The 11,207-nt window shown below is 71.6% G+C and carries 8 protein-coding genes and 1 pseudogene; 3 read left to right on the top strand and 6 right to left on the bottom strand.

The window, feature by feature from the left end:
* Nucleotides 1-136 precede the first annotated feature (136 nt).
* Entirely contained in the window at nt 137-1,069 is a 933-nt protein-coding gene (locus tag ACWGE1_RS05970; protein WP_453419325.1) for a LysR substrate-binding domain-containing protein, read from the bottom strand.
* A gap of 100 nt (nt 1,070-1,169) precedes the next feature.
* Here ACWGE1_RS05970 and ACWGE1_RS05965 point away from each other — a divergent pair, with 100 nt between their 5' ends.
* Nucleotides 1,170-2,162: an EamA family transporter gene (locus ACWGE1_RS05965; RefSeq protein ID WP_453419324.1), complete on the top strand. Its 993-nt coding sequence runs from the start codon at nt 1,170-1,172 to the stop codon at nt 2,160-2,162.
* Here the strand turns inward: ACWGE1_RS05965 and ACWGE1_RS05960 are convergent.
* Together ACWGE1_RS05960 and ACWGE1_RS05955 are read right to left on the bottom strand one after the other, a co-directional pair.
* Nucleotides 2,068-2,571, bottom strand: a pseudogene (locus ACWGE1_RS05960) (GNAT family N-acetyltransferase); the annotation flags it as partial. The gene ACWGE1_RS05965 and the pseudogene ACWGE1_RS05960 sit on opposite strands and share 95 nt — an antisense overlap.
* Nucleotides 2,572-2,623: 52 nt before the next feature.
* A complete protein-coding gene (locus ACWGE1_RS05955; protein ID WP_453419323.1) occupies nt 2,624-3,166 on the bottom strand; it encodes a DUF937 domain-containing protein in 543 nt (180 codons plus the stop codon).
* Between the two features lie 265 nt (nt 3,167-3,431).
* Between ACWGE1_RS05955 and recD2 the strand changes: the two genes are divergently transcribed.
* On the top strand, nt 3,432-5,687 hold the full coding sequence (gene recD2 / locus ACWGE1_RS05950; protein WP_453419322.1) for an SF1B family DNA helicase RecD2: 2,256 nt from the start codon (nt 3,432-3,434) through the stop codon (nt 5,685-5,687).
* 182 nt (nt 5,688-5,869) lie between these two features.
* Nucleotides 5,870-7,159, top strand: a complete 1,290-nt coding sequence (locus tag ACWGE1_RS05945; RefSeq protein ID WP_366479131.1) for a citrate synthase — start codon at nt 5,870-5,872, stop codon at nt 7,157-7,159.
* Between the two features lie 393 nt (nt 7,160-7,552).
* Here the strand turns inward: ACWGE1_RS05945 and ACWGE1_RS05940 are convergent, their stop codons facing one another.
* The 3 genes from ACWGE1_RS05940 to ACWGE1_RS05930 form a co-directional block, all read right to left on the bottom strand.
* On the bottom strand, nt 7,553-9,835 hold the full coding sequence (locus ACWGE1_RS05940; RefSeq protein WP_453419321.1) for a heavy metal translocating P-type ATPase: 2,283 nt from the start codon (nt 9,833-9,835) through the stop codon (nt 7,553-7,555).
* 114 nt (nt 9,836-9,949) lie between these two features.
* On the bottom strand, nt 9,950-10,183 hold the full coding sequence (locus tag ACWGE1_RS05935; RefSeq protein WP_030384770.1) for a heavy-metal-associated domain-containing protein: 234 nt from the start codon (nt 10,181-10,183) through the stop codon (nt 9,950-9,952).
* A gap of 268 nt (nt 10,184-10,451) precedes the next feature.
* Entirely contained in the window at nt 10,452-11,153 is a 702-nt protein-coding gene (locus ACWGE1_RS05930) for a TetR/AcrR family transcriptional regulator (protein WP_453419320.1), read from the bottom strand.
* Nucleotides 11,154-11,207: the final 54 nt, after the last annotated feature.

The following is an 11,207-nucleotide window of genomic DNA, read 5'->3' as shown; positions in this document are numbered from 1 at the left end:
TGCCGGGGTGTCTCCTCGGGCGCCGAACGTGGCGGGGTGGCGCGCCGTGCGGGGCGGTTGCGTTCGACGCCCTGCGGGGACACCCCGGCACAACCGACCCCGTCGGGGCTGGGCCGTCTCTTTCGGGTCTTGCCGATCAGGCCCCGCGAGCCCGGCCTGATTGACAAGAGGCCCCCTGGGCCCAGTGCTCCTGGAGGGTGCGGACGGCCTCGGTGATCGCGGGGCGCCGGGCGGCGCCGGTCCGCCACAGGGCGTACAGCCGGCGTACGGGGCCCGGCTCCAGCGGTACGGTCACCGCCCCCGGCGGCAGCGCGCCGGTGCCCAGCCGGGGTACGACGGCCACCCCGAGCCCGGCCGCGACCAGGGCGACGATGGTGTGGTTCTCCTCCGCGACGTGCGCGATGTCGGGCTCGAAGCCGGCGGTGCGCAGGGTCCGCACCAGCCAGTCGTGGCAGACCCGGCCGGGCGGCTGGCAGACCCAGCGCTCGCCGCCGAGGTCGGCGCGCCGGATGACGTTGCGCGTGGTGAAGGGGTGTCCGGCCGGCACCACCAGGTCGCAGAGGTCATCCCCGATCACCGCCTGCTCGATCCCCTCGGGCGCGGGCAGCGGGGCGATGTCCCAGTCGTGCGCCACCGCCAGATCGGTGACCCCCCGGGCCACCAGTTCCACCGACAGGTGCGGGTCCACCTCGGTCAGCCGTACGTCCAGCGCCGGATGCCGACGGGCCAGATCGGCCAGCACCTGCGGCAGCAGCCCGCGCGCCGCCGAGGCGAAGGCGGCCACCGTCAGCAGTCCGCTCGGCTGTCCGCGCCGCTCCTCCAGGGTGGTCTCGGCGCGCTCCACGATCGCCAGCAACTCCTGGGCCGTATCGGCCAGATGGCGGGCCTCCTCGGTGAGCGCGACCCCGCGCCCGCGGCGCTCCAGCAGGGTGGTGCGGGTCTCCCGCTCCAGCTTGGAGATCTGCTGCGAGACCGCCGAGGGGGTGTAGCCGAGGGCGGCCGCAGCGCCGGCGACCGAGCCGTGGACGGAGACGGCGTGCAGGGCGCGCAGCCGGGCGAGATCGAGCATGCCTCCATCGTGGCACCAGGAGTATCCGTAAGCAACGCTTCATCCATCGCGGAAGAGATCCGCGCTGGTGCTACATGGTCGGGCGGTCGATGCTCGAAGCATGCGTCCCGTACACACCGCACTCGCCGTACTCGTCGCCGCCGTCTGGGGCTTCAACTTCGTCGTCATCGAGATCGGCCTCGACCACTTCCCGCCGCTGCTCCTGTCCGCCCTGCGCTTCCTCGTCGCCGCCCTGCCCGCCGTGTTCTTCGTCGGGCCGCCCAAGGTCGCCTGGAAGTGGATCGCCGGGGTCGGGGTCGCCCTCGGCATCGCCAAGTTCGGCCTGCTCTTCACCGGCATGGACGCCGGGATGCCGGCCGGGCTGTCCTCCCTCGTCCTCCAGATCCAGGCCGTCTTCACCGCCGTCCTCGCAGCCGTCGTGCTGCGCGAGCGGCCGGGCCGGGTGCGGGTGCTCGGCATGGGCGTGGCGCTCGCCGGGATCGCCGTCGCCGCGGTCGACGGCGGGACCTCCGGCCCGGTGCTCGGCTTCACCCTGGTCGTGGCGGCCGCCGCCTGCTGGGGCGTGTCCAACGTCCTGACCCGCAGGGCCTCCCCGCCCGACGCCCTGAACTTCATGGTGTGGGTGTGCACGGTTCCGGTGCTGCCGCTGCTCGCGCTCTCGCTGCTGCTGGAGGGACCCGAGCGCGACCTGGCGGCACTGCGGGCCCTGGACTGGTCCGGGGCGGCCGTCATCGGCTACGTCGCCTGGGTGTCCACCGTTTTCGGCTTCGGCGCCTGGGGATACCTGCTGCGCCGCTACCCGGCCTCCTCGGTGGCCCCGTTCTCGCTGCTGGTCCCGGTGTTCGGGATGTCCTCCGCGGCCCTGGTCCTCGGGGAGTCCGTCTCGGGACTGCGCTGGCTGGCGGCCGTACTCCTGGTGGGAGGGGTGGCACTGACCTCGCTGGCCCCGTCCCGGGCTGCGTCCCGGCCTCCGGCACCGGTCCCGGCGCCGGCCGGGCTCAGTGCGGGCGGTCCTCCTGGAGCGGGAGCCGCCAGTCCTGTCCCGTCAGGCTCACCCCGTACGAGCGGTGCGGCCGCTCCGCGATCAGGGTGAACCCGGCCCGCAGGTAGAGCTCGCGGGCATCCGTCAGCACGTCGTTGGTCCACAGCACCAGCTCGCGGTAGCCGACCGAACGGGCGAAGGCCACGACGGTGTCGACCAGCAGACTGCCGACGCCGCGGCCGCGGCCCTGCGGGTCGACGAGGAGCAGCCGCAGCCGGGCGGTGCCGGGCGCGCCCTCCTCCCGTACGCACATCACCGAGCCGACGGGCCGGCCGTCCAGCTCCGCGATCCACACCCGTTCGAGGTAGGGGTCGTGGTCCTGGGCGAAGTCCGCGACGATCCGGGCGACCAGGCCCTCGAAGTCGCTGTTCCAGCCGTACTCGGCGGCGTACAGCGCGCCGTGGCGCTGCACGATCCACCCCAGGTCCCCCGGTTCCGGGTCGCGTAGCCGCACGGTCTCAGCCATGGCCCAACTCTAGGCGGAGCGGGTGGCAACAGGCCCCCCGCAGGGGTCACTTCTTGCCGCCGCCGAGGATGTCGCCCAGCAGGTCGCCGAGGCCGCCGCCCGCCGCGGGGGTCGCGCCGCCGCCGCCGGGGGCCGCGCCGGCCGCCCCGGGCTTGCCGGTGCCCGCGGCCTTGCCGGAGGCGCGCCGGGCGAGGACCGCCAGCACGACCGGGATCAGCATCTCGATGACCCGGCTGATGGCGGCCGCGGGGATGCCGGTCCTCTTCGAGACGGCGTTGGCCACGGGCTTGCTCACCTTGGCCAGCACCCCGGCCATCATTCCGCCGCTGAGCAGGCCGCCGAGGCCGCCGAGCGTGGCCACGCCCTCCAGCGGGGGCTCGGTCACCTCGGCGAGGGCGCGCCGCACCTCCGCGCCGTCGGCGTCGTCCGCGTCCGCCTTCTGCCGCAGGTCGCCGGTCATGGCGCCGACGGTCTCGGTGACGGTCTCCTTGGCACCGGCGGTGTCCGTGCCGAGCAGGCCGGCGATCTCGGTCAGCTTGTCGTCGCCGAGTTCGCCCAGCACGTCGTCCTGGAATGAAGATTCACTCATGCCGGAAACGCTACTTCTGTGGCGATTCACCGGCACCTTGAGTAGGCGTTGGGTAACGGAAACGTAAAGCTGTACCTCCGGGTGCAACCCTCCGGGCGCATCGCGGGTCGTATGTTGCGTCGGTGCTTCCGGGGAGGGATCTGGGGGGATCGGGAAGTCCGACACGGGAGGGGTAACCGTGAGGGGGTCCGGCCGCGAGGCGGGACCCCCTTTGCGTTGTCCACAGGCATGACGCGCTGTCGGCGCCGCCCGGTAGTTTCGGGTCATGGCAGCAGACGGGGCGCCGCGCGCGGTGCAACTGGCGGTGGTCGACGGCGTGCTCGAGCGCATCACCTACGCCAACGAGGAGAGCGGGTACACGGTCGCCCGCGTGGACACCGGCCGCGGCAGCGGCGACCTGCTCACGGTGGTCGGCTCGCTGCTGGGCGCCCAGCCCGGAGAGTCCCTGCGCATGGAGGGCCGCTGGGGCTCCCACCCGCAGTACGGCAAGCAGTTCACCGTGGAGAACTACCGGACCGTCCTCCCGGCGACCATCCAGGGCATCCGCCGCTACCTGGGCTCCGGCCTGATCAAGGGCATCGGTCCGAAGATCGCCGAGCGGATCGTGGAGCACTTCGGCACCGACACCCTCGACGTCATCGAGGGCGAGCCGAAGCGGCTGATCGAGGTGCCGGGGCTCGGCCCCAAGCGGACGAAGCTGATCGGCGCCGCCTGGGAGGAGCAGAAGGCCATCAAGGAGGTCATGGTCTTCCTCCAGGGCGTCGGCGTCTCCACCTCCATCGCCGTGCGCATCTACAAGAAGTACGCGGACGCCTCCATCTCCGTGGTGAAGAACCAGCCCTACCGGCTCGCCGCCGACGTGTGGGGCATCGGCTTCCTGACCGCCGACCGCATCGCCCAGGCCGTCGGCATCCCGCACGACAGTCCCGAGCGGGTCAAGGCCGGCCTCCAGTACGCCCTGTCCCAGTCCACCGACCAGGGGCACTGCTTCCTGCCCGAGGACCGGCTCATCGCCGACGGGGTCAAGCTGCTCCAGGTGGACACGGGGCTGGTGATCGACTGCCTGGCCGAGCTCGCCGCCGACCCGGAAGGGGTCGTACGGGAGTCCGTACCCGATCCGCAGGGCGGGCCGGACCCGCTGACCGCCGTGTACCTGGTGCCCTTCCACCGGGCCGAGCTGTCGCTGGTCGGGCAGGTGCGCCGGCTCCTGCACGCCGAGGACGACCGGATGCCGGGCTTCCAGGATGTGGACTGGGAGAAGGCCCTGGGCTGGCTCGCCGGGCGGACGGGGGCCACGCTCGCCCCCGAGCAGCGGGACGCGGTCAAGCTGGCGCTGACCCGCCGGGTCGCCGTCCTCACGGGCGGGCCGGGCTGCGGAAAGTCCTTCACCGTGCGCTCGATCGTCGAGCTGGCCCGGGCCAAGAAGGCCAAGGTCGTGCTGGCCGCACCCACCGGCCGGGCGGCCAAGCGGCTGGCCGAGCTCACGGGGGCCGAGGCCTCCACGGTGCACCGACTGCTGGAGCTCAAGCCCGGCGGGGACGCGGCGTACGACCGGGAGCGGCCGCTTGACGCGGACCTGGTCGTCGTGGACGAGGCCTCGATGCTGGACCTGCTGCTGGCCAACAAACTGGTCAAGGCGGTCGCGCCGGGGGCGCACCTGCTGCTCGTCGGCGACGTGGACCAGCTGCCGTCGGTCGGCGCCGGCGAGGTGCTGAGGGACCTGCTGGCCGAGGGCGGCCCGGTGCCCGCGGTGCGCCTGACCCGGATCTTCCGGCAGGCGCAGCAGTCCGGCGTGGTCACCAACGCCCACCGGATCAACACCGGGTTGCCGCCGATCACGGACGGCCTGCCGGACTTCTTCCTCTTCCCGGAGGAGGACACGGAGGCGGCCGGAGTGCTGGCCGTGGACGTGGCCGCCCGCAGGATTCCGGCCAGATTCGGGCTGGACCCGCGCCGGGACGTCCAGGTGCTCGCGCCGATGCACCGCGGCCCGGCCGGCGCCGGAAACCTCAACGGGCTGCTCCAGCAGGCGATGACGCCCGCCCGGCCGAACCTGCCGGAGAAGAGGTTCGGCGGCCGGGTCTTCCGGGTGGGCGACAAGGTGACCCAGATCCGGAACAACTACGAGAAGGGCGCCAACGGCGTCTTCAACGGCACGGTCGGTGTGGTCACCGGTCTGGACCTGGACGAGCAGCGCCTGACGGTCCGGACGGAGGAGGACGAGGAGATCGGGTACGAGTTCGGGGAGCTCGACGAGCTGGCCCACGCGTACGCCGTCACCATTCACCGTTCACAGGGGAGTGAATATCCGGCGGTCGTGATCCCCGTCACCACCGGGGCCTGGATGATGCTCCAGCGCAACCTGCTCTACACGGCGGTGACCAGGGCGAAGAAACTGGTCGTCCTCGTCGGGTCCCGCAAGGCGCTCGGCCAGGCGGTGCGTACCGTTTCCGCAGGCAGGAGGTACACGGCGGTCGCGGCGAGGCTGTCCGGCCGGATACCGGTGGGAAACATCACCTAGATGATCGATCATTTGGGGTTCCGGCAACCGGCCCGGAGGGGCAGGATGAGGAGGTTGGCGGCACTCAGTGCCGTCAGAAGCACCAAAGGCCGACCCCGAGTGCACTCTCCTGCGCCAAATGGGGGAAGGTAGAGGCAGTCAGGGCACCTCGAAGAAGAGGCACTACGTCGGTGAGGGATGACGTGAGCGACAACTCTGTAGTACTCCGGTACGCGGACGGTGAATACACCTACCCGGTGGTCGAGAGCACCGTCGGTGACCAGGGCTTCGACATCTCGAAGCTGCGGGCCCAGACCGGGCTCGTCACCTTGGACAGCGGCTACGGCAACACCGCGGCCTACAAGTCCGCGATCACCTACCTCGACGGTGAGCAGGGCATCCTGCGCTACCGCGGTTACCCGATCGAGCAGCTCGCCGAGCGCTCGACCTTCATCGAGGTCGCGTACCTGCTGATCAACGGCGAGCTGCCGACCGTCGACCAGCTCGCGTCGTTCCGCAACGAGATCACCCAGCACACGCTGCTGCACGAGGACGTGAAGCGCTTCTACGACGGCTTCCCGCGGGACGCGCACCCGATGGCGATGCTGTCCTCCGTGGTCAGCGCGCTGTCGACGTTCTACCAGGACAGCCACAACCCCTTCGACGAGAAGCAGCGCCACCTCTCGACGATCCGGCTGCTGGCCAAGCTCCCGACGATCGCGGCCTACGCGTACAAGAAGTCGGTCGGCCACCCGGTGGTCTACCCGCGCAACGACCTCGGCTACGTCGAGAACTTCCTGCGCATGACCTTCTCCGTGCCGGCCCAGGAGTACGACCTGGACCCGGTCGTGGTCAACGCGCTCGACAAGCTGCTCATCCTGCACGCGGACCACGAGCAGAACTGCTCCACCTCCACCGTGCGTCTGGTCGGCTCCTCGCAGGCGAACATGTTCGCCTCGATCTCCGCCGGCATCTCGGCCCTGTGGGGCCCGCTGCACGGTGGCGCCAACCAGTCCGTCCTCGAGATGCTGGAAGGCATCAAGAACGACGGCGGCGACGTCGACGCCTTCATCCGCAAGGTGAAGAACAAGGAGGACGGCGTCCGCCTCATGGGCTTCGGACACCGCGTCTACAAGAGCTTCGACCCCCGGGCGAAGATCATCAAGGCGGCGGCGCACGACGTCCTCTCGGCGCTCGGCAAGAGCGACGAGCTGCTCGACATCGCGCTCAAGCTGGAGGAGCACGCGCTGGCCGACGAGTACTTCGTCGAGCGCAACCTCTACCCCAACGTGGACTTCTACACCGGTCTGATCTACCGGGCGATGGGCTTCCCCACCGAGATGTTCACCGTGCTCTTCGCGCTCGGCCGCCTGCCCGGCTGGATCGCCCAGTGGCACGAGATGATCAAGGAGCCGGGTTCCCGCATCGGTCGCCCGCGCCAGATCTACACGGGCGAGGTCCTGCGCGACTTCGTGCCCGTAGAGGCCCGCTGACCCGAGGCTCTCCAACCGCGCGGCGTGCGGCCGCGCGGACGGCACCGCAGGTAGCCCCAGGCTTACGAGAAGCGCCCCGCCATCGATCCCCCCACGGGTCGACGGTCGGGGCGCTTCCCTTTTCCCCGAAACGGATTCCCCCCACGGGACCCGAGTCGGGGCGTCGGTGTGCCGGGACCCGTTCGATTCGGGAGGGCCGCTCAAAGCCTCCCGCGGGTACGTGTCCCGGCCGGCGGATACCCACGGAAACCCCCCAGGTCTCCGTGAAACGTCCCCCAAGACGTTCTTGGCATCGCCCCATTAGACCCATGACGACCCCGGATGGTTACGTTGTGGTCACTGTGATCTGCGTCTCCCGTGAAGGAAGTGTGCGGACCGTGAGGAGGCGATCCACTACCGGAACGAGCGCAACCGCAGGCTGTTGGTCACCACGAAGACCGAGGAGAAGGCCATCGCGGCCCCCGCGATCATCGGATTGAGCAGGCCGGCGGCCGCCAGGGGCAGGGCCGCCACGTTGTAGCCGAAGGCCCAGAACAGATTGCCCTTGATGGTGGCCAGGGTCCGGCGGGAGAGCCGGATCGCGTCCGCCGCGACCCGCAGGTCGCCCCGTACGAGGGTCAGGTCGCCCGCCTCGATGGCCGCGTCCGTGCCGGTGCCCATGGCCAGCCCCAGGTCCGCCTGGGCCAGCGCGGCCGCGTCATTGACCCCGTCGCCGACCATCGCGACCGTACGGCCCTGCGCCTGCAGGCGGCGTACGACGTCCACCTTGTCCTGCGGGAGCACCTCGGCGATCACCTCGTCGATGCCCACCTCGCGGGCCACCGTCTCGGCGACGGCCCTGTTGTCGCCGGTCAGCAGGACCGGGGTGAGGCCGAGCGCGCGCAGCCGGGCGACCGCTTCGGCGCTGGTCTCCTTGACCGCGTCGGCCACGGTCAGGACCCCGCGCGCCGCGCCGTCCCAGGCCACCAGGACGGCGGTGCTGCCCGCGGCCTCGGCGGCCGCCTTGGCCCCGGCCAGTGCGGCCGGCAGGGCGATCGACCAGTCGGCCAGCAGCTGCTCGCGGCCCACCAGGACGGCGTGCCCGTCGACCACGCCCTGGACGCCGAGCCCGGCGACGTTCTCGAAGGACTCCGGGACCGGCAGGGCGCCCGCCCGCTCCGCCGCCCCGGTGGCCACGGCCCGGGCGATCGGATGCTCGGAGGCGTGCTCCAGGGACCCGGCGAGGCGCAGGAGTTCGCTCTCGTCGACGCCCGCGGCGGTGTGGACGCCCTCGAGGGTCATCCGGCCGGTGGTGACGGTGCCGGTCTTGTCCAGGACGACGGTGTCCACGCGGCGGGTGGACTCCAGCACCTCGGGCCCCTTGATCAGGATGCCGAGCTGCGCGCCCCGTCCGGTGCCGACCATCAGGGCGGTCGGGGTGGCCAGGCCCAGGGCGCACGGGCAGGCGATGATCAGGACGGCCACGGCGGCGGTGAAGGCGGCGGTGGGGTCGTCGGTGATGAGCAGCCAGATGATCCAGGTGCCGAGTGCGATCGCCAGGACGACGGGGACGAAGATGCCGGAGATCCGGTCCGCGAGGCGCTGCACCTCGGCCTTGCCGTTCTGTGCGTCCTCCACCATCCGGGCCATCCGGGCCAGCTGGGTGTCGGCGCCGATCCGGGTGGCCTCGACCACCAGGCGTCCCGAGGCGTTGACGGTGGCTCCGGTGACAAAGTCGCCCACGGAGACCTCGACCGGGACGGACTCGCCGGTCAGCATGGAGGCGTCCACGGCGGAGCTGCCCTCGACGACCGTGCCGTCGGTGGCGATCTTCTCGCCGGGGCGGACGACGAACCGGTCGCCGACCGCGAGTGCGCCCACCGGGATCCGGACCTCCTGTCCGGCGCGCAGGACGACGACGTCCTTGGCCCCCAGTTCCAGCAGGGCCCGCAGGGCCGCGCCCGCCTTCCGCTTGGAGCGGGCCTCCAGGTAGCGGCCCAGCAGGATGAAGGAGACGACGCCGGCCGCGACCTCCAGGTAGATGGCGGAGGAGCCGTCGGTCCGGGAGACCGTGAGGTCGAAGCCGTGGCGCATGCCGGGCATGCCCGCGTGGCCGAAGAACAGGGCCCACAGCGACCAGCCGAAGGCGGCCAGCGTGCCGACCGAGACCAGGGTGTCCATGGTGGCGGCGCCGTGCCGGGCATTGGTCCAGGCGGCCTTGTGGAAGGGGAACCCACCCCAGATGACGACGGGGGCCGCGAGGGTCAGGGAGAGCCACTGCCAGTTGTCGAACTGGAGGGCCGGGATCATCGCGAGCAGCACGACCGGCAGGGCGAGGGCGACGGAGACCAGCAGCCGCTGCCGCAGCGCGGCGAGCGCCGGGTCGGCGGCCCCGGTCCGTACCTCGTCGGTCGGTACCTCGCCGGTCCGTGCCTCTTCGGCGGCCTCCGGGGCGGGCGGCGGGGGCTCCTCGGCGGTGTAGCCGGTCTTGACGACGGTCGCGATCAGGTCGGCGACGCGGACGTCACCGGTGTAGGAGACGCGGGCCTTCTCGGTGGCGTAGTTCACCGTGGCCTCGACGCCGTCCATCCGGTTGAGCTTCTTCTCGATGCGGGCCGCGCAGGAGGCGCAGGTCATCCCGCCGATCGAGAGCTCGACCGCCGTTATCGGTCCGTCGTGCACTGTGCTGCTGCTCATGTTCCGGCTCCAGGGGGAGGGCCGGGCCGTACGGGACCAGTATGAGCTGGCCGGCACGGCCCGGCAGGGTGCCGCGGGGCTGCCGCGGGTGCCGTGCGGGAGGGGCGGGGCCGCTCAGACCTGTCCGGCGAACTCGTAGCCGGCCTCGTCGACGGCGGCGCGGACGTCCTCGTCCGCGAGCGGGGCGGCGGAGACCACGGTGACCTCGCCGGTCGCGGCGACGGCCTTGACCGTGCTGACACCCGGCAGGGCGGAGATCTCGGTGGTCACCGCGCCCTCGCAGTGTCCGCAGGTCATGCCGGTCACCCGGTAGACGGTGGTGGTCTGGGTGTCCGTCTCGGCGGTCATGTCGTTCTCCTCTTCGGGGGCGTGTGCCGGTCACCGGAAGGGGCGGCCGATGGCTCCACCGTCCTCCCGACACTTCGAGACTATACCCCTGGGGGGTATGAAAGCGAGCGTCGGCTCCCAGTCTTCCGATCCTGGTCTCAAAACTGGCAGGAATGGGCGAACTGTCGGCGAATGGCCGATATGGATCACTCGGGAAGCCTCGTGCCGGGCGGGCGGGTCGGCCGGCGGGTGGGCCGGGCGGGCCGGCGGGCGGGCGGCCCGGGTCGGCTCAGTGAGGGGGAGCCTTGGTGATCATCGGCTCCAGGTAGCGCAGCAGGACGGTCTTGAGCTCCGCGGTGTAGGCGGCGCGTTCGTCGCCCTCATGGGCCAGGATCAGGTCGAGGGACGACTTGAAGATGCCCAGGATCATGTTCGAGGTGTGGGCGAGCTCGAGGGGTGTGGCCCGGGGGCAGAAGTCGCGCAGGACGGCCTCGATCCGCGTGAGCAGGCCGGCGTGCAGCTCCTCGTGCTCCTGGGCGATGCCGGGGATGCCGGTGCCGTGCATGAGCGCCCAGAAGGCGGGGTTCTCGCAGTTGAAGGCGATGACCGGGTCGAGGACGGCGTCGAGGAGCTCCGGCAGGGGGCGCTGGAGGTTCTCCGGGAGGAAGGCCCGGCCGTGCGCCTGGTTCGCGCGCTGGAGCAGCTGGCCGCCGAGCTCGATCGCGATGGCCTCCTTGTTCGGGAAGTACTGGTAGAGGGTGCCCGGCGACACGCCCGCCTCGCGGGCGATGGCGTTGGTGCTGGCCGCGGCGTAGCCGGTGCGGCAGAACACCCCGGCGGCGGCGGCCAGCAGCTGGGAGATCCGGCGTTCGCCGCGGGCCTGGCGGCGGCGCGGGGTGGCGGTGGCGCCGCCGGTGGTGGTCTTGGCGCTGGTCGCGGCGCTGGTCTTGGCGCTGGAGCCCTCGGTCCCCTTTTCGGTGCTTTTGCCCATGGGTGTCCCCGGCATGTCCAATCCCCTGCTTCCCGTGGGTGATTGACAAACGCG

The organism is Streptomyces sp. NPDC054932 (assembly GCF_053610205.1).
Note: the sequence above shows the minus strand (reverse complement) of the source record. Positions and strands in the feature narration are given on the sequence as shown.